The sequence below is a fragment of the Pedobacter sp. GR22-10 genome, assembly GCF_026239715.1.
Classification (GTDB): domain Bacteria; phylum Bacteroidota; class Bacteroidia; order Sphingobacteriales; family Sphingobacteriaceae; genus Pedobacter.
Map to the genome: position 1 here is coordinate 640456 of NZ_JAPIVR010000003.1, position 20007 is coordinate 660462.

The following is a 20007-nucleotide window of genomic DNA, read 5'->3' on the forward strand; positions in this document are numbered from 1 at the left end:
ATAATTTGCGATTTAATTCAATTAATCAAATAAACTAATTTAAATTCATGAAAAAACTTTTACAAAGTTTGTTCTTGTTAATGCTGATGTCGTTTTCGGCATTTGCACAACGGACAATCACTGGTACAGTTACATCTAAAGGAGATGGATTACCTCTTCCGGGGGTAAATGTAAAAATCAAGGGTGCGCCAAAAGGTACTGTTACTGTCGCTGGAGGGAAATTTTCTCTGGAGGTAACACAATCAACAGCAGTATCTTTAGAATTTTCTTATCTGGGATATCAATCTCAAACCGTTCAGGTTGGAAATTCAAATACTGTAAATGTAGCATTGGCAGAGGATGCGCAAGCGCTTACTGATGTTGTAGTGGTAGGATATGGTACTCAGTCAAAAAGAAATGTTACATCTGCGCGGGTAAGTGTTGGTGAAGCAGAGCTTAAAGAGCAACCTGTCCCTAACGTAGCCCAAGCCTTACAAGGAAGAATGGCTGGTGTGCAAATCTCTTCTGGGTCAGGCAGGCCAGGTGCACCAATTGCCATTAATATCCGTGGAAGGTCATCCATCACCGCCGGTAACAACCCTCTATATGTTGTGGACGGTGTGATTTTACCAAGTAATAGCGGTACTACTCCCAGCAGTGCCGGAGCAGGTGTATCTGCCTTGGCAAACATTAATCCAGAAGATATCCTTTCCGTAGACGTATTAAAAGATGCGGCTTCAGCAGCAATTTATGGGTCTCGTGGTTCCAATGGTGTTGTAATAATCACAACTAAAGGTGGTAATAAAAGTGGCAAGTCAACAATCAGTGTTTCAGCATACACTGGTGCGCAGTCTCTGACTAAAACACGTGATTTATTAAATGCATCGGAATACAGGCAAATGTATAATGAAGCCAGAGTCAATACTGGCTTGGCTACTTTATTTACACAGGCACAAATTGACAATCCTACAGCAAATGTGAATTGGTTGGATGAAATTTTGAGGGAAAACTCAAGAACTAACAATATTCAATTATCAATTGCTTCTGGAGCAGGAGAAAAAACACAATTTTATTCTTCTTTAAACTATTTTGATCAGGATGGTGCATTAAATTTCGGAGGTTTTAAACGTTATGCGTTAAGAACAAATGTTACGCATGACATTACTAATTTTCTTAAGGTTGGAAGTAATTTAGCTATTTCTCGTTCATACAGACAAGAATCACCGGTTGATAACAGCATTTATTCACCATTTCCTCGTGCATTAGTTGCAAGACCTGATCAGCCAATTTACAATGCTGATGGTACCTTTGCGGCTAACGACTATAATAATCCTTTACATATGTTCCAATCTGTGAATTATGTAAACCTGTCTAATATCTTCAACTCCACTTTTGCTGAAATTAAAATTCTTCCAGGGTTAAAATTCAGATCTGCTGTTGGTATTGATTATACTTATTTAGATCAACGTACTTATAACCCGATTACTTCACTTTCAGGTCAGGGATCTAACGGGTCCGGAACATCGGGTTATGTTCAAACGGAAAATTATCTTACTACACAAACGTTATCTTATAATAAAAACCTGTTCGATGACCGTTTAAATATTGATGCAACTGGTGTTTATGAATTTCAATGGAACAATCAGTCAAATAACAGAGTAGACGGATCAAATTTCCCGTCAGATTTAACGCCATATGTTACTTCTGCAGCACAGATTACTGGTGGAACAGCTAGTTTAACCTACTTCAAAATCGAATCCATGTTAGCCAGATTAAATATGGCATGGGACGGTAAATATCTTTTAGGAGGATCGATTAGAAGAGATGGTTCTTCCAAAATTCCTCAAAAAGGAAGATATGGTTATTTCCCGTCAGTTTCAGGTGGATGGATCATCAGTGAAGAAGATTTCCTTAAAGATAATAAAGTGGTCAGCTTCCTAAAATTAAGATCAAGTTATGGGTCTACCGGTAATCAGGAAGGTATTGGAAACTTCACTGCAAGAAGATTAATTGGTGGAGGTTTTAACTATAATGATACTCCAGGATTTGCATTAAGTACAATCGGTAGTCCAGACTTAAAATGGGAAACTACTAATCAATTCGATTTAGGATTGGAAATTGGTTTATTCAATAATAGGATCGATATTTCTGCTGATTATTTTAATAAGAAAACTAAAGATCTATTGCTTAACCGCCCAATTCCAAGTACTACAGGATTTAACACCATTTTAGAAAATATTGGTAGTCTTGAAGGGCATGGATTCGACTTTCAGGTTTCAAGTAAAAACTTCGTTGGCGATTTTAAATGGAATACATCATTAAACCTTTCAACATATAATAATAAAGTGACTGCTCTTTATAATGACCAGCCTATTGATGGGTCATTTGCAACGAGAACAGCAGTTGGTCAACCATTAGGTGCATTCTTTTTAATTAAATCACTAGGTGTCGATAGAAATACTGGTGATATGATTTATGAAGATACAAACGGTACAGGTACTATCACAGGCGATGATCGTCAGTTTTTAGGTAATCCATTGCCAAAATTCTATGGTGGTATCACAAATAACTTCGCTTACAAAGGCTTTGATTTAAGCATCTTCTTCCAATATTCATATGGGAACGATATTTATAACTTAGGTGCTGAAGGTACAGGTGGTTGGGCAAGTTTAGGCGGTGTGGTATCTGCTACTTCTCCTGCAACTAATATCTTACGTGAAGTTTATGAAAATAGATGGACGCCATCCAACATGGATTCTAAGTATCCTAGAGCAGTTGGTGGTGTTAGAGGTACTTATAATACACAACGTTCATCTAGATTTTTGGAGGATGGAAGTTATTTAAGATTAAAAAATGTGACTTTAGGTTACAATCTGCCGAAATCGATAACGACCAAACTACATTTGAATAATGTTCGGGTGTATGCAACAGGGTACAATGTATTAACCTTTACGAAGTATTCAGGCTTTGATCCAGAGGTTTCTACAGAATTCACAGTTGGTAACACAGGCGTAGATCAAGGAAGTATCCCTCAGTTCAAAACCTATACTTTCGGTATTAATATTGGTTTATAGAATTAATAATATGAAAAATAAAATAATTTTTGCCGTAATGGCTATTGGATTAACGGTTTTTTCGTCTTGCGAGAAACAGTTAGATGTTAATCCGGTTGCTTCTCTTTCGCCTGAAATTGTAGGGCCTGCAGAAGCACCAAAACTACTTAATGGTATCTATGATGCCCTGCAAGTTGGAAGTAACACATCATACTATTATTTAAGTTATGCTACAGAAGATCTATCTGCAGATAACTTGACTTACAGAGCAACTTTTTTCCAACACGGCGAGGTAAATAATAACGCGATATTAACCAATAACGTGCTAGTTGCAAGATACTTCACAGGGCCATATGCCATTATTCAAAAAGCGAATGATTTGTTGGAGATTTTAAAAAGCGGGTCAATACCGGAAGCAACTGCAAAGCCACTTTTAACTCAAACTTATTTTTTACGGGCTTACGCTTATTATAGATTAGTAACCATATTTGGTCCGGTACCTATTGTATTTAACAGAGATGTAGTTAAGGTTCCTAGGAAATCTCAAGATGAGGTATATGCTCAGATTATCTCAGATTTACAGGCGAGTATTGCAGCAGGAACTGACTTTACAGATGCTAAATTCGCATCAATCCAGGCTTCCAAAGCGCTATTGGCTCGTGTTTACTTAATTCGTAAAAACTACCCTTTAGCTAAACAATTTGCCGATGAAGTAATCAATTCAGGTAAGTTCCAGATCACTTCAAACTATGCTTCGATATTCACTACTCCATATGTCTCAACGGAACATATTTTTAAACTGAATTTCACAGCCACAGAGGCGCAACAGTCTCTTGACTTTTTCTTACAACACCCATCAATGCCAGGTGGTGGCCGTGCAGAATTACCAGTTGATCAAAGTTTAGTTGATGCCTATGAGGCAGGAGATGCTAGAAAAGCTGCTTCCATTCAGCAGGTTTCAGCACCTACAGCAAATCCAGGCTGGTATTGCAAAAAATACCAGGATCCATCGGGTAATGGTGCTTTACCTTTCTCTATTTTCAGAATTTCAGAAATGTATTTAACATCTGGTGAAGCACAGTTAATGATTTCAAACAATCCTACAGATGCAGTTGCTTTGGCACGAATTAATGATGTAAGAACTAAAAGAGGTCTTGCTGCATTAGCTTCTGCAAACTTACAGGCATTTATAAAAGAAAGACGTGTTGAATTGGCTTTTGAGGGAACAAGATGGATGGATATGAAAAGAACCCCATCTGCTACAAATCCAGCAAAATCTATGGCAACAGTATTTTTAGAGGCTAAGGGACGTTCAATAAATGATGAATTATACCCTATTCCTCAGGATGCAATTACAACCAACGATTTGCTACTACCAAATAATCCAGGTTATAACTAATCTGATGAATTAAAGCAAAAGCAAAGCGTCTGGTCATTATTATGATCAGGCGCTTTGTTTTTTAATTTTTATTGTTGATTTAGATATTTGATTTTCATATTCTTTACTAACAAAGAGGATAGGTGATATAAGGTAAAAAACTTAAACATTACTCCCAGTACCTGTTTATGTTTTTTCTTATCATTAGACAAGTTAAATGCCTGAGGGCGATACCATCTGAATGGATAATATCGTTGACGAAATCAACATCGACCTACTGCAGTATTCCTATCATATTCGTAGTGTTTCCAATTGTCATTCCATATTATTACTTCAGTCTTGGTTCCTATGTGGAGTTATCAATAATTATTCATATGCTTATTAAGGCCCGTAGATAATGTTTCTTTCATTTGGTTGGCTTAATTCTTGGAGTAATCCCTGGTCACAATCATCATTTTTAGGCTGAAGGAATGCTTAAAACTATGTTTGGAAAAGTCATTTAAATAATGCTGCTTAAGGCCTGCTCTCCGTCTGGAGGAGTTTATATTTATGGCATCAAAATTAGAATAATGCTATTTAGACCAACAGCACCAAGATGTTAGCAAATAGCTCGCTGATAGCTAATGTTACAAATAAAGCCTTGCTATCGTTGAGGAAATTTTCCCTGAGCTAGCCACCTATGGCAAAAATGGTTTGCAATAACTGCGTAAAAAGCTACAGCAAGTATTTTTTAGGAAATGATAAATAAAAACGCTTACTGTAGCTTTTTCAATAAGTTTTATGATAAATTCAATAATTTTTATCCCAAATACAAACAAGATTTTTAATTAATGATGATGTTTTCATATCATCCGGAATCTGTATAACAATTTTTCTTTTATCTCATTTTAATTTAAATGTATCTTTTTAGTTAAAAAATAATTTTAAAATTGATCTTATTTATAGCCTAATATTATAATAATTGCTTTTTTGGGGCTATTAGCTATAATTTTTTTAGTTCTTCGCAGTTTTTGCTCTAAATATTACAAAACAAAATTTGTTTGTAAAATTTGCTTTACAGGATGTTAAATTTTATATTGTGCTCTTATTAACTAAACTAAACTAATTTATGAAAAAACTTCTACAAAGTTTGTTCATATTGCTTTTCGTTGCAGGTACTGCAATGGCGCAAGAAAGAACAATTACTGGTACGGTTACAGGAAAGGAAGACGGAATGCCACTTCCTGGTGTAAGTGTAAAAATCAAAGGCGCATCTGGAGGAACCACTACCGATGCAAATGGTAAATACAGTATTCGTGTATCTGCCAGTACGTCTACCTTAGAATTTACGTATATTGGATACACAAGCCAAACACGTAGCACTGGATCTGGAAGTACACTAAATGTGACTTTGGTAAGCGATTCAAGAACACTAACTGACGTTGTTGTAACCGGTTATGGTGTTACAAAAAAGAGAGATTTTACCGGGTCAGCAGCGAGTGTAAAGGGAGATGATTTAAAAGATAAGCCCGTTCAAAGTTTCGTGCAAGGATTAACAGGCCAGGCAGCAGGGGTTAGTATTATCCAGCCAAATGGTTTGCTAAACAACCCACCTGTGATTAGGGTACGTGGGGTAAGCTCCATCTCTTTAAGTTCATTTCCTTTAGTGGTTGTTGATGGAATTCCATTTCCAACAACTGATGCATCTGCCAACTCAGCAACAAACAATCCGCTTGGTGATATCAACCCTGCTGATATTGAAACGATCGATATCTTGAAAGATGCGGCATCAACAGCACTTTATGGTTCAAGGGCTGCAGCAGGTGTATTGGTGATCACCACGAAAAAAGGAAAAAGCGGTGATGCTAAAATTACTTACGATGGCTGGTATGGCGTAAATAATGCCGTTCGTTTACCAGAACTTTTGAATGCGCAGCAATATATTGATAGTAAAAATACGGCAGTTGCAAATGCTTTGGTTTTAAATCCAAATGCAGTGCCTGCTACACAAAGAGATGCCAGTAACAGGAGTTTCTTCCCAAGTTATAATGCAGATGGATCACTTGTTGATACCAAATGGTACGATGAGGTATATAGAACCGCTCAATCACAAAACCATAATGTTACTTTAAGCGGAGGAACAGCAAAAACAACCTATTATTTATCTGGTGGATTATCAGATCAGGACGGTTTCCTTAAAAATAATACATTTAAAAGATACTCTGCTCGTTTGAATGCCACTCACAAAGCTACTGACTGGTTAAGTTTAAGCATGAATGTGAATTATAACAACAGCATTAACAGGGCACCAAACAGTGGTTCGGCTCCGGGTGCAGCCTTTAATTCATCAGGATTAGGACGTATTGCCATAGCCATTGCACCAAACGTTCCCGTTTATAATGCTAATGGTGGTTATAATATTTCTGCCAATAATGTCGGAAATGCAGCTAACCTCATTACCAGTACATGGGCACACCCTACCGTATTGGTAGATAAGGATGTGAACAGCTCAGAGAATAACAGGTTTTTAACCAATCTCGGTGCCGATTTTAAAATTCTGGAAGGCTTAAATTTCAGATCTAATTTTTCTTGGGAAAGAGCCAATACTGAAAATATTCAATTTTGGAATCCCCTTCAGGGCGACGGATATTCTTATAACGGTTATGCTTATAATAATACCGCCAGAAGAAATAACTGGAACTGGATTAACACCCTTCAATATGTTAAAACATTTGATGGCGTACATAATTTAAACTTAACTGTTGGTAACGATGTACAAAATACCAGAACAGTAAACTGGGGTGCTGTTCGCCAGGGATTAGGTGATCCAACTTTCTTTAATCAATTTCAGGGTACTTACACTACAAATGTACCCGGCGGAAATGGTATTAATGAAATTGCTTTTCAGGCATACCTGGCTAGCGCAAGTTATAACTATAAAGGAAAATACTACATCAGCGGTAACTTTAGAAGAGATGGTAATTCGGCCTTGTCTTCAGAAAATAAGTGGGGTAACTTTGGTGGAGGGTCAGTTGGCTGGACAATCTCCGAAGAAGAATTCTTCAAAAATTCATCACTGGCTAAAACGGTAAATTCGCTAAGAATCAGGGCAAGTTATGGTCGCGTAGGTAATGCGAATGTTCCGGCTTATAGTGAGTATACTACTTATAGTCCAGGCTTATATGGCGTTACACCTTTTGCATGGATCTTTGGACAGGCTGGTAATAAAGAGCTTAAGTGGGAAACCAGTAACCAGTTAGATTTTGGTTTAAACCTTGCCTTATTTAATAACAGGTTAACCTTCGAAGCAGATTACTTCAAAAAAGACATTAATAATTTATTGTTAAATGTTCCTCAGGCATTATCGAAAGGTATCCCGAATGATCCGCAAGGTACTATTCTTGCGAACGTTGGCTCGATGTATAATAAGGGCTTCGAATTTGCATTGGGCGGTACACCTGTTAAAACAGATAAATTCTCATGGACAGCCAATTTAAACTTCACAACTATTAAAAATGAAGTTACAGCTTTAGATCCCAACGTATCACAGATTATCGGTACTACGGGCGGTTTAGAATCTGCAAGTGTTACTAGAGTAGGTGAATCAATTGGTAGTATTTATGCCGTAAGAACAAATGGTGTAAATCCTGCAAATGGAAGAAGAATCTTTATTAATGCTGCAGGACGTGAAGTTCAATATCAACACTTTGGTGGTGCAAACGCATGGACATATCTGGATGGCACTCAAGCGCCATCACCGGCAGGAGATGCACAGGTAATTGGCGGAACACTCCCTAAATGGTACGGTGGTTTCAACAATACGTTTAACTATGGTAATTTTGATCTTAACCTGATGTTTACATTTTCTGGCGGTAATTATATTTACAATGGCTCTCGTGCTGGTTTATTAGACCAGCGTGTTTGGAATAATTCAACAGAAGTGTTAAATGCCTGGACAACTCCAGGTCAGCAGACTAATATTCCAAGAGTAGTTTATGGAGATAATGTTTCAAATGGATCATCTTTCGCAATTGATGCCAACGTAGAAAAAGGCGACTTTTTACGCCTTCAGGCTGCAACTTTCGGTTATCGCATCCCTAAGAGCATTTTTGGTAAATCAGGCATCAGTAATGCGAGGGTTTATGCTTCAGTAAATAATGCATTTTTGATCACGAACTATACCGGGGTAGATCCGGAAATCTCGACCAATGGTAATAGTAATTTAGCAAGTGGTGTAGAGCGTAACTCCATCCCTCAAGGCAGATCATTTACATTTGGCATTAGTTTAGGTTTATAATCATTAATCATCATATTCATGAAATTATTTCATATCAAAACATATAAATTGAAGTTAGCTACTGCGGCTATACTTGCAATTCCTTTAGTTGGAAGCATCTCTTCCTGTAAAAAAGAGTTCCTGGAAAAGACTCCGGAACTAACGCTTCCTGATCAGGATGCATTTGCTAATCCGACGAGAATATTAGGCCAAATTAACGGACTTTATTCCTCTTCAAAAAATGGTTCTTTATTTGGCGGAAGATACCTGATCTATAATGATATCAGAGCCGAAGAATTTGTTAACAGAACCGGTAATAGTGTAACGGGTTATGATGTATATCAGGGCACAAATAACGCTACGAACACTTATGTGGCCAGTTTCTTTTCACAAGCATACCTCACCATTAACAGGGCCAATCTTTTCCTGGATGGCTTAATTAAAAACAGTACTGTTTTAACCCCTGCATTAAACGCAAACTATGCAGGAGAGGCAAAATTTTTAAGGGCGTTGAATTATTTTGCACTGATCCAGATTTTTGCAAAACCCTATATTGTTGATAACGGTGCTTCAAGAGGCTTGCCATTGCGTTTAACTCCTGAAACTTCTTTGGCCAATAATGCCTTAAAAAGCAGTACTGTTGCAGCCATTTATACGCAGATTTTAAAAGATCTTGATGAAGCAGAAGCCGGTTTGCCAGATACTTATAGCACTCCCTTATTGCGGACTACGCGTGCGCATAAAAATAGCGCTATAGCCTTGAAAACACGTGTATATTTAGCCATGGGTAATTATGCGAAAGTGATTGAGGAAGGCAATAAGCTGGTTCCGCAATCCGCGCCATTTACCAATTCAGCAAGAACTGCTCATGCACTGCAGGCGAGTGTGGTGAATGTTTTTGCTGCACCATTTACAACGTCTGAATCGATATTCTCTTTCCCTATGGCAGATACGAACGCGCCGGGAACACAAAATCAATTAGGATATTACTATAGCTGGGCTGGTAATGGAAATCTGGAGTTCTCTTTAAATAAAACCGGAGCGGGTATTTATGTAGATCCAGCCTGGCCAACAACAGATGCCCGTAAATCTCAGCTCACTCAGGATGCCACCATTTCCGGTGTACTTCATTCCTATCCTATTAAATATGGTGCTGTATCTCCCTTCATTGATTTTGTGCCGATTATCAGGTATGCAGAAGTGCTGTTAAATGTTGCTGAAGCAGAAGCACTGGCTCCGGGTGGTAATCTTGTTCGCTCAAAAGCATTGTTGCAAGCTGTACGTACACGTTCTGATGCTTCCTATGTTTACGGTGCCTTAACTACGCCAACAGCTTTAGAAACTGCAATTCTTAAAGAAAGAAGAATTGAGCTTTTAGCTGAAGGATTCAGATACAACGATTTGGCCAGAAAAGCAGCTCCAATTCCATCTTTCGGTGCTGGTGCTTCCATTCCGGTTACCGATCAGCGTTACACTTTCCCGATCCCAATTGGTGAGTTAAACACTAATCCATTGGTAAATACACTTTAACAATAAAATCTAAAATAAATAAAGGGGTGGAAACATTTGTTTCCACCCCTTTATCATTATATGCCCTACCATTGGTGTAATTACATAATTTAGCAAAACTACAGGAAGAACGATGCCTGTGGCTTTTTATACGTGCGCGCTGTTTAGATTTTAAACTCAATCCTCAGCAGCTTATTTATGATAAGGGCGTGCCATTATTTCTTATCCACGCTATACTTTCCAGGGCCAATAAAAATTAAGCTGAAAAATACCATGCCTAACTCTATCGCATGGCTGGCACCACTCAATCCATCGCCTCTGCCAAAGTGAACCAGTGCAGCAATAATCATGGTAAAAACCAAGGCTATGCAAGCGGGGCGGAAAAATAGTCCAACTATTAATAAAAAGCCTCCGAAGGTTTCTGCAACAGCGGCCATGAATCCCCAGAAGGTGGGTAAAAAACTTACGCCTACTACTTTCATGCTGCCGCCCAGTTGCTCCCACCCGGAAGGGCCGCCAGCCAGTTTCGGAAAGCCGTGAACAATAAACATAATGCCAATGCCTATGCGCATAATCAATAAACCGGTATTGCGGTATTTACCTAAACCATCTAAAATTGCCATGTTATAAATATTTAAATTGAACGTTATTGTTTTCTACTTTCAAATTCACTTCAGTGCCCAGAACCATCGCCAGGTTGTGATCAATATGCCCGGTTGGAAAGTTAAAGCAAACCGGATAATCATATTCCTGAACAATATCCCAGATCACCTCCTCCACTGTTTGTCCGAATGGAATTTTTTCAGCTGCTATTTCATTAAAAGCTCCTATAACCAAGCCTTTTAAATGGGCCAGTTTGCCAGCTCTTTTAAGCATGCGCAACATCCGGTCAATGCTATATTCATGTTCACCAACATCCTCGAGAAATAATATTTTATGGTCGAAATCCATCTCCGAAACAGAGCCCTGTAACATGGCGAGTAAGGTTAAGTTTCCGCCAATTAACAAGCCAGTGGCTTCGCCGGTACGATTTGGAAATTCACTTTTGTATTGATAAGTCTGTTGCTCGCCAAATAAAGCTCTTTTTAATGAATCAATTGCTTCAGGTGTACTTTCTTCAAAAGTATAAGGCATCTGTCCATGGATGCACTGCACTTCGCATTGCGACATAATGTGTGACAGTAAAACAGTGATGTCACTAAATCCGATAATCCATTTAGGGTTTAAGTTAAATGAAGTAAAATCCAGCTCATCAATAATCCGAATGGTTCCATAGCCTCCCCTGCCTGCAATAATGGCTTTGATAGACGGATCATCCAGAAACTGCTGCATGTCTTTAGTCCTTAACTCATCCGTTCCGGCAAATTGATGGTGGCTGGCACACACACTCTCACCTATAATAACCTCCAATCCCCAGCTGCTTAAAATCGCTATAGCCTCATCAATGGACTTCGGTAATTTCTTGGCCGGGCATACCAGGGCAATCTTATCTCCTTTTTTTAAATATGGGGGCTGTTTAATCATCTTCAAAACACTTATCTTTGCCAAATTAATAAAAATTGTTTTGGATAATAGTAAAATAAAAAGATATACCGTAACTGCGGCACTTCCATATACCAACGGACCAGTTCATATCGGTCACCTGGCAGGTGTTTATATCCCTGCTGATATTTACGCCCGTTACCTGAGATCAAATAAACGCGATGTTAAGTTTATTTGCGGATCTGATGAAAACGGTGTGCCCATTACCTTAAAAGCCAAACGTGAGGGGATCACACCACAAGAAGTGGTAGATAAATACCATAAAATTATCGGAGATTCTTTTAAAGAATTTGGGGTTTCTTTTGATATTTACCACCGCACATCATCCCATACCCATCACCAAACTGCATCCGAATTCTTCAAAACGCTGTATGATAAGGGTGTTTTTACAGAAGAAGTTACCGAACAGTATTATGATCCTTCAGCCAAACAGTTTTTGGCCGATCGCTATATTACCGGTACCTGTCCGAAGTGTGGTAATGAAAATGCCTATGGCGATCAGTGTGAGAATTGTGGTTCTACGCTTAATGCCACAGATCTGATTAATCCAAAATCTACACTTTCTGGTGATCAGCCCATTCTAAAAGAAACGAAAAACTGGTTCCTGCCTTTAGATCAATATGAAGAAAGGCTAAGGGCTTATATTGAAAGCCATAAAGAATGGCGTCCAAATGTATATGGGCAATGCCAAAGCTGGTTAAATGCTGGTTTGCAGCCGCGTGCCATGACCAGAGATTTAGACTGGGGTGTGCGTGTGCCACTCCGAGACGCGGAAGGTAAAGTGCTATATGTTTGGTTTGATGCACCTATTGGCTACATATCAGCCACGAAGGAATTATGTAATTATGCCAAATTGGATGTCTGGAATCCGAAGGCTGAAGAGTATTACATTAGTAATTACGAAAGCGATAAATGTGGCTGGGAAGCGTATTGGAAGAGTGATGAAACCAAACTCGTTCATTTCATAGGAAAAGATAATATTGTTTTTCATTGTATTATCTTCCCGGCCATGTTAATGGCGCATGGTGAATATACCCTGGCAGATAATGTGCCGGCCAATGAATTTTTAAACCTGGAAGGGCAGAAGATTTCCACTTCAAAAAACTGGGCGGTATGGTTAAATGAATATTTGCGTGAGTTTGAAGGTAAACAGGATGTTTTACGTTATGTGCTTACGGCAACTGCTCCTGAAACCAAAGACAATGATTTTACCTGGAAAGATTTTCAGGCTAGGAATAACAATGAATTGGTTGCCATCTTGGGCAATTTCGTTAACCGTGTGATGGTACTTACCCATAAATATTTCAATGGAAGCGTACCCACCTGTATGGAAATTTTGCCAGTAGATCAGGCTGTAATTGATGAGTTGGCAAGCTATCCGGCTAAAATTTCTGCGTCAATAGAAAATTATCGTTTCAGGGAGGCTTTATCAGAAGTGATGAACGTGGCCCGTTTGGGAAACAAATACCTGGCAGAAACTGAACCCTGGAAATTGATTAAAACGGATGAGGATCGGGTACGTACCATTTTACACCTTTCTATTCAAATTGCGGCTAACATTCAGGTTTTGATTGAACCTTTTTTACCCTTTACGGCAGAGAAACTGATGAATATGCTGAAAAATGGCGGGAACGAATGGGATGATGCGGGTTCAGTAAATCTAATTAAACGCGGACATGATATCGGTGAGGCTGTACTGTTGTTCGAAAAAATTGAAGATGCGGAGATTGATTTTCAAATTGCAAAACTCAACCATAGCAAATCAACAAATGCCGCCAACAACGCCGTAGCTACACCAGCAAAAGAAAATATTAATTTTGATGATTTCTCTGCTATGGATATTCGCGTAGCCACCATTGTTGCTGCAGAAAAAGTGGAGAAAACAAAGAAACTGTTAAAGTTAACGGTAAATACGGGTATAGATGAGCGCACCGTGGTATCAGGCATTGCAGAACATTACAAGCCAGAAGATATTATAGGCAAACAAGTGAGCATTATTGTCAATCTGGCCCCAAGGGAAATTAAAGGTATTTTATCACAAGGTATGATTTTGATGGCGGAAAATTCAGAAGGAAAACTTACTTTTGTGGCACCTGCTGAAAAATTTGAAGCAGGTAGTGTAATCAGATAATTGTTAATAATTGTGATTTAGGTTTTGCATTTGTAAATCTAAAATCGTAATTCTGCAAATCTAAAATTACTTGGTCCCGTAGTTCAACGGATAGAATAGAAGTTTCCTAAACTTTAGATATGAGTTCGATTCTCGTCGGGACCACTTCCTTAGATTCAAACCAGAACATTGTCGTGCAAATCATTGATTTTCAAGACTTTGTTTTGGTTTTTATAACGCATTAAGACTCGTTTTCGACCATTCTGAATGGTTAATTTTAGTGAGTCGAAAATTGACTTTTTTTTGTAAAACACTGTAAGTCAGTAAATTGATTGAAATATCAAAACCAGAATTATTCCGAAATGTTCGGGTGCTGGATTATTTTGTAAGATATTGATTTACAGCTCGTTCGACTGGCGAACATCTTGATGACTCACTGGCTCAAATGTACATTTGTTTAATTTTAAATGTATCATTATGAGTTACAATTTTCATCTTTTATTCTATCTGAAAAGACCAAAAAATTTTATCAAGGGCGAGATGATGCCCATCTATTTACGGATTACCGTGAAAGGAAAACATTCGGAATATTCTGTCGGCAGGGAAATTGTTCCCAGCTTCTGGTCCGCGCTTAAAGGAAAAGGCACTGGCCTGCGCGAGGAGATCCGGGAACTTAATGATTATCTGGACACGCTGGCCTCAAAAGTTCGAAGATTTCATACCTCTCTTGTGGAGAAGGAAGATGAGGTGACAGCGGTGATCTTACGGGATCATCTTACCGGTAAGAATACATCTAACCATAGCCTGCTGAGAGTTTATCAGAAGCACAATGACAATATGGAAAAACTGATTGGTAAAGGATACAGTTATAGCACGTTTCAAACCTATCAAAGTTCCATCAGACATGTTAAACAATTTCTTCAGCTCAAATATGAGGTTCAGGACATTAACGTCAAAAAGGTAGATTTTAAATTTATCACCGATTATGAGCTATTTCTTAGAATAGATCGAGGAAATAATGCAATGTCTGCCCGGAAATATATTGTTCACCTGAAAAAAATCATGCTGTATTGCCTGGGTGCCGGGTGGATTGTTGGTAATCCATTTTTAAATTATCGCAATACTGCTAAAGCTAAGGCAAGGACTTTTTTAAATATGGAAGAGTTGGATAGGATCAAAAACAGGAAATTTCCACTTGAGCGATTAAATATCGTTCGTGACATTTTTATTTTCAGTTGCTACACAGGCCTTTCCTATATAGATGTGAAGCAACTTCGCCCGGATCAGATTACAAAGGGTGATGACGGTAATTTATGGATATTCATCAAACGGCAGAAAACGGAAACACCCTGTCATATCCCCTTGTTGGATGAGGCGAAAGTAATTCTTGACAGGTATAAGAATCACAGGATATGCAGATGGAGAAAAGTCGCGTTGCCGGTGCTCACTAATCAACGCACAAATGGTTACCTGAAAGAAATCGCCGATCTTTGTAACATCACTAAAGTGCTTACTTATCATCTCGCCAGGCATACTTTTGCAACCACTATTACGCTTTCAAATGGTGTTCCGATTGAGACCGTATCCCAAATGCTTGGCCACAATAGCTTGAAAACAACACAGCATTATGCGAAGGTTATCGATACTAAAGTTAGTACTGAGATGTCTGCATTACAGGAGAAACTTTTAGACCGAGATAAGGAAGAAGAAGATACTGGTGATATGAAAGTTATGAAGCTATTTAGATAAATTGCTTTCAATGTAAACGGAAATCGGTTGTAATTTGTCTTGTCAATCTTAATCTAATTGCCAGTATTTGTATCAACACTAGTCAGATAATTTTCACACAAGGGTTTAAAAAATAAATAATTATTATACTAATAGTATTACTTTTTATGTTTTTTTAAACTGGTATTAAGATGTCTGCATTACAGGAGAAACTTCTAGAAGGATAAAGAGGAGATGATGGTGATGTGAAGGTTATTAAGCTTTTTAGCTAGATTGTTAGCTATGTAGCTGTTATAGGCTTTGAATATTGAAGCAATGTTAATTTAGATTCTTTTTTTTGAGTAAAATATAGTTCATGGTGTAATCTTTTTAGGGAACATTTTTATGGCAACTGTGAGTTTTTATAATTATAGTGTTTTGAGGTATTATGGTAGCAAGGCAACTTAAGAGAAAAAACGGGCCCAATCAAATTTCCAACAGATTTAGGAAGTGCGAGTATTAAGTAGACTTAAGTGGCTGATTATAAGCAAGTTTTTTTTGATTATTTATATTTTGTTTTTATCTTTGATAATCTTCGAAGAAAATCCAAAAATTTTAAAAAATAAGCCTTTTTAAAGGGATCTCTATGCCCTTTATTCGCTTACTGTTTACCGAATGGCAACTTTGTTGCCATTCGGTAAACAGTATAAAAGGCACTTGCTGTATAGTCATGGCCCATCAAAGATGGGCCATGACTTATTCCTATACGTCAATCATTCTTCTTATGAGCCAAAAAAAGCTAGTATAAAGTGTCACAAATATTTCATAAATTTGTGGCAAAATAATTCATTTTAACATGAAATATTCAGCACATAATCAGATAGTTAACAAGATAATAAAGAATAAACGCGGAAAGCTGTTTTTCCCAACCGACTTTTCGGATATTGGTAGTGCTGATGCGATCAGGAGCAGCCTGTACAGGCTCGAAAGGGATCATGTATTGGAACGGCTTGCGCATGGAATTTATTTGTATCCGAAGATTGATCCTGTTTTTGGTAGCCTCTACCCTTCTACTGAGGAGATAGCGGAAAGTATTGCTAGGCGTGATCATGCGAGGATTATTCCTACAGGATCTGCTGCTTTACATAAACTGAGGCTGACTACGCAGGTGCCGATGAATGTTACTTATCTGACAGATGGTGCGCCCAGGAAAATCAAGATCGGAAAGCAGCGGATTACTTTTAAGCCTACAACGGCAAAGAAGCTGGCTACTAAAGGAAAGATCAGTACGCTGGTGATACAGGCGCTTTCAGAACTGGGTCAGAAGAATGTGGATAGCCAGGTGCTAGACCGTTTGAAGTTGGTACTGAAGGATGAAGATAACAGGAACATTGAACATGATGCTAAATTAGCACCGGCATGGATTGCGGTGATATTGAATGAACTCTCTAAATCGATAGAAAATGATAAACTGGCTTAAATCAACGGCTGAACGTCAGAAAGAATTATTGGGACTGGCCAGTAACAAGACTGGTCTTCCCGCTTATGCGATAGAAAAGGATTGGTGGGTAACTTTGGCGCTGTATGCGATATTCCGGACTCCCTGGTCGGATCATTTGGTGTTCAAAGGCGGTACTTCTTTAAGTAAATCTTGGGAACTGATCGAGCGTTTTTCCGAAGATATCGATCTGGTTATTGACCGGTCGGTACTGGGTTTTGGGGAAGAGCTGAGTAACTCCAAGATTAAAGAATTGCGCAAGGCTTCCTGTGCCTTTATTTCAGGGGAATTTAAAGACGGGTTGGAAAAGGAGTTGCTCGATTTGGGCATCCCTGCAGATCTATTTTCTTTAAAAGTGGCTGAAACGACAGAATCTGACCGGGATCCTCAGGTACTGGAGCTGTATTACGAGTCCGTACTAGAAAGAGGCGGTTATTTAAAAGAGGCTGTACTGATCGAGATTGGTGCCAGGTCGCTAAAAGAGCCTTCAGAGCAAAGGGAAATCAGCCCGATTATTTCGCAGGCTTTGGGCGATTTTAACATAGCTGGGGAACCGTTCAGCGTGCTTACTGTTCTGCCAGCGCGTACATTTTTGGAAAAGGTTTTTCTCCTACATGAGGAATTTTGTAAGCCTGCTGAAAAGATAAGAACAGAAAGAATGTCGCGACATCTATATGATCTGGATAGGATTATGGATACTGAGCATGGTAAACAGGCGCTGGAAGATAAGGATTTATACAAGGGAATAGTGGAACATCGGGCAAAATTCAATGTGATCCGAGGAATCGGTTACGAAAAACATGGGTATCAGGATATCAGCTTTATTCCACCGGTTGAGGTATTGGGAGCTTGGGAAAATGATTATAAGGCCATGCAGGAAAGTATGATCTATGGTGACTCGAAAACGTTTAAAAAGTTGATCGGACGTATGGAGGAACTGACCAAAAGGTTCCGAGATGTAAAATAATTTCTTTATTTCAGGAGGATAAATTGCCTGCTTTTTTGTTTTAAGGTTTATTCATACCAGCTGGATTTTGGTTTACGAAAATGGGAGTTTTCGGCGATGATCGCCGTAATTCTCCGTTTCGGTAAACTGAATTTGCGTGTCAGTGCACCGATTATACCTAATTACTTATAAGCCAATTGATTTTTTAGATAAACAGTGATTAGCTAAATGATTGTTATTTCAATCATTTATGTTGATTAAGTTTGAAATAACAATCATCATACATCGAATGCAGTCATCCTTTTTTGTGAAAACGTTAGGAACAATTTCTGTCTGAAAAACCATAATATATTCGAATGTTATCAACTAAAGAAATGAAAATAAAGATAATTAGCGACCTACATCAAGAATTTGGAATCTCAGATTTGGATTTTAGCAATGCTGATCTCATTATCCTGGCTGGAGATACAAACCTGGGGACAAAAGGAATAGAATGGGTAAAGCGAAACATCCCTGATAAACCGGTAATATATTTATTGGGTAATCACGAATATTACAAGGGATCGTACCCGAAGACACTCAACAAAATACTTGAAGCATCCAAAAACTCAAATGTAAATGTCCTTGAAAATAATATGGTTGAGTTTGAGGGCATAAGGTTCCACGGTGCAACTATGTGGACGGATTTTTCCTTATATGGAAATCCTGTGGAGTCTGGCATTATTTGTCAAGCCAAAATGAACGATTATGTGCAGATACGCAGAGATCCAGCTTATTCAAAGTTAAGAACAATAGATACCTATCAGATTCACCAGAAATCAAAATCTTGGCTACAAAAAAGTCTTAAAGAATCACGCGGTTATAAGAATGTGGTAATTACCCATCATGCACCTAGCCTGCAATCAATACCCGAGCTTTATAGAGATGATATCTTGTCATCTGCCTATGCTTCAAACCTTGAAGATGTGATTTTGGAGCATCAGCCTTTGTATTGGATTCATGGCCATATCCACACGCCTACTAGATATACTATTGGTAACACTGAAATTATCTGTAATCCACATGGCTATTTGAATGAGAAGTATAATGGCTATGAGAAAGATTTGATCATTGAGATTTAAGAGTTGGTGAAAGTTCGTCTAGAAATTACAGGCGTTGGTCTAGTGGTTACCAGCGCTGGTATAATACGACTTTTTTGCCTGAAACGTTTGATGGACAGCTGCGTCTTAATAACAAACAATAGCAAAAACCTAAAATATAAAAGATATGAAAACCTTCGCAAAAACAATATTCGCAGCAGCATTCACAGCAGTAGTATTAACTTCATCAATGGTGGCAACATTTGCCGCTGAGCCAGTTAAAGCAGAAATAAAAACTGCTTCATTATCAAAATTCAACAGGATCTGGGTAAGCGGGAACGTTAAAATAATCTTAACCCAAGGTGACAAACAAAATGTAGAGGGCGCGAGCAATTATGACGCTGCAAAAACCTCAGTATCAACTGATGGAAAAACCTTATTTATTAATTCATTGGAAACAAGTCAGGTAACACTAAATATTACCGTAAAAGATTTGGAAAGAATTGAAGCTTATGGTCAATCGGTTGTGGTTACCCGCAATAATTTCGATGTAAAATACCTACAGTTATTTCTAGGACAAAGTGCTACAGCTAAGATCAAAACTACAGCAGGCAGTTTATATACTATCGTTAAGGATGATGCCGTATTAAAATTAAATGGTACTGCTGATCAAAGTACAATGATTGCTAGCAACATGAAAAATGTAAAATTAGGGGACTTTGCTAGTCTTAAATCAGAATCATATGCTTCTGAAGCGATCATGGAAGCAGAACAAAATGTAATGGTTTTAGCAAAATAGAAAATATCAATCAGATAAGTTGAAGCTGCCCATTGGGTGGCTTTTTTTTTGAAAAAATCTTTTTATTTAGACATTACTATTAATTCTAAAAATATTTCCCCTGTGCCATTTTATGACAGCAAGCTCAAGAAAATGGATTCGTTCTTTTGGTA

General features: G+C 38.2%; 12 protein-coding genes and 1 tRNA gene. 11 read left to right on the plus strand and 2 right to left on the minus strand.

The window, feature by feature from the left end; all coding sequences use genetic code 11:
* Positions 1-47: 47 nt before the first annotated feature.
* The 4 genes from OQX64_RS15505 (at position 48) to OQX64_RS15520 (ending at position 10195) form a co-directional block, all read left to right on the plus strand.
* Positions 48-3053, plus strand: coding sequence for a SusC/RagA family TonB-linked outer membrane protein (locus tag OQX64_RS15505; protein ID WP_265819427.1), 3006 nt, complete (start codon positions 48-50; stop codon positions 3051-3053).
* Between the two features lie 10 nt (positions 3054-3063).
* Positions 3064-4431, plus strand: a complete 1368-nt coding sequence (locus tag OQX64_RS15510; protein WP_265819428.1) for a RagB/SusD family nutrient uptake outer membrane protein — start codon at positions 3064-3066, stop codon at positions 4429-4431.
* A gap of 1087 nt (positions 4432-5518) precedes the next feature.
* A complete protein-coding gene (locus OQX64_RS15515; protein ID WP_088301204.1) occupies positions 5519-8686 on the plus strand; it encodes a SusC/RagA family TonB-linked outer membrane protein in 3168 nt (1055 codons plus the stop codon).
* Between the two features lie 18 nt (positions 8687-8704).
* Positions 8705-10195 carry a RagB/SusD family nutrient uptake outer membrane protein gene (locus tag OQX64_RS15520; RefSeq protein WP_265819429.1) on the plus strand — a complete coding sequence of 497 codons (1491 nt, stop codon included), beginning with the start codon at positions 8705-8707 and terminating at the stop codon, positions 10193-10195.
* 194 nt (positions 10196-10389) lie between these two features.
* Here the strand turns inward: OQX64_RS15520 and OQX64_RS15525 are convergent, their stop codons facing one another.
* Positions 10390-10797, minus strand: coding sequence for a DoxX family protein (locus OQX64_RS15525; protein WP_265819430.1), 408 nt, complete (start codon positions 10795-10797; stop codon positions 10390-10392).
* Position 10798: 1 nt separating this feature from the next.
* On the minus strand, positions 10799-11698 hold the full coding sequence (locus tag OQX64_RS15530; protein WP_265819431.1) for a S66 peptidase family protein: 900 nt from the start codon (positions 11696-11698) through the stop codon (positions 10799-10801).
* 40 nt (positions 11699-11738) lie between these two features.
* Between OQX64_RS15530 and metG the strand changes: the two genes are divergently transcribed.
* From metG to OQX64_RS15565, 7 genes are all read left to right on the plus strand, one after another.
* Entirely contained in the window at positions 11739-13847 is a 2109-nt protein-coding gene (gene metG, locus OQX64_RS15535) for a methionine--tRNA ligase (protein WP_265819432.1), read from the plus strand.
* 72 nt (positions 13848-13919) lie between these two features.
* A tRNA-Arg gene (locus OQX64_RS15540) sits at positions 13920-13991 on the plus strand.
* A gap of 312 nt (positions 13992-14303) precedes the next feature.
* On the plus strand, positions 14304-15575 hold the full coding sequence (locus tag OQX64_RS15545) for a site-specific integrase (protein ID WP_265819433.1): 1272 nt from the start codon (positions 14304-14306) through the stop codon (positions 15573-15575).
* 814 nt (positions 15576-16389) lie between these two features.
* Positions 16390-17013, plus strand: a complete 624-nt coding sequence (locus tag OQX64_RS15550) for a DUF6088 family protein (protein WP_265819434.1) — start codon at positions 16390-16392, stop codon at positions 17011-17013.
* A complete protein-coding gene (locus OQX64_RS15555; RefSeq protein WP_265819435.1) occupies positions 16997-17998 on the plus strand; it encodes a nucleotidyl transferase AbiEii/AbiGii toxin family protein in 1002 nt (333 codons plus the stop codon). The genes OQX64_RS15550 and OQX64_RS15555 overlap by 17 nt, the downstream gene beginning before the upstream one ends.
* A gap of 335 nt (positions 17999-18333) precedes the next feature.
* Positions 18334-19098, plus strand: coding sequence for a metallophosphoesterase (locus tag OQX64_RS15560; RefSeq protein WP_265819436.1), 765 nt, complete (start codon positions 18334-18336; stop codon positions 19096-19098).
* Between the two features lie 145 nt (positions 19099-19243).
* Entirely contained in the window at positions 19244-19855 is a 612-nt protein-coding gene (locus OQX64_RS15565) for a GIN domain-containing protein (RefSeq protein ID WP_265819437.1), read from the plus strand.
* The last annotated feature ends 152 nt before the right edge of the window (positions 19856-20007 follow it).

Excerpts from the sequence above, each read along its gene's own strand:
- OQX64_RS15525 (WP_265819430.1), bottom strand. The coding sequence starts at position 10,797 with ATGGCAATTTTAGATGGTTTAGGTAAATACCGCAATACCGGTTTATTG.
- OQX64_RS15510 (WP_265819428.1), top strand. The coding sequence starts at position 3,064 with ATGAAAAATAAAATAATTTTTGCCGTAATGGCTATTGGATTAACGGTT.
- OQX64_RS15565 (WP_265819437.1), top strand. The coding sequence starts at position 19,244 with ATGAAAACCTTCGCAAAAACAATATTCGCAGCAGCATTCACAGCAGTA.
- OQX64_RS15555 (WP_265819435.1), top strand. The coding sequence starts at position 16,997 with ATGATAAACTGGCTTAAATCAACGGCTGAACGTCAGAAAGAATTATTG.
- OQX64_RS15515 (WP_088301204.1), top strand. The coding sequence starts at position 5,519 with ATGAAAAAACTTCTACAAAGTTTGTTCATATTGCTTTTCGTTGCAGGT.
- OQX64_RS15560 (WP_265819436.1), top strand. The coding sequence starts at position 18,334 with ATGTTATCAACTAAAGAAATGAAAATAAAGATAATTAGCGACCTACAT.
- OQX64_RS15505 (WP_265819427.1), top strand. The coding sequence starts at position 48 with ATGAAAAAACTTTTACAAAGTTTGTTCTTGTTAATGCTGATGTCGTTT.
- OQX64_RS15545 (WP_265819433.1), top strand. The coding sequence starts at position 14,304 with ATGAGTTACAATTTTCATCTTTTATTCTATCTGAAAAGACCAAAAAAT.
- OQX64_RS15530 (WP_265819431.1), bottom strand. The coding sequence starts at position 11,698 with ATGATTAAACAGCCCCCATATTTAAAAAAAGGAGATAAGATTGCCCTG.
- OQX64_RS15550 (WP_265819434.1), top strand. The coding sequence starts at position 16,390 with ATGAAATATTCAGCACATAATCAGATAGTTAACAAGATAATAAAGAAT.
- OQX64_RS15520 (WP_265819429.1), top strand. The coding sequence starts at position 8,705 with ATGAAATTATTTCATATCAAAACATATAAATTGAAGTTAGCTACTGCG.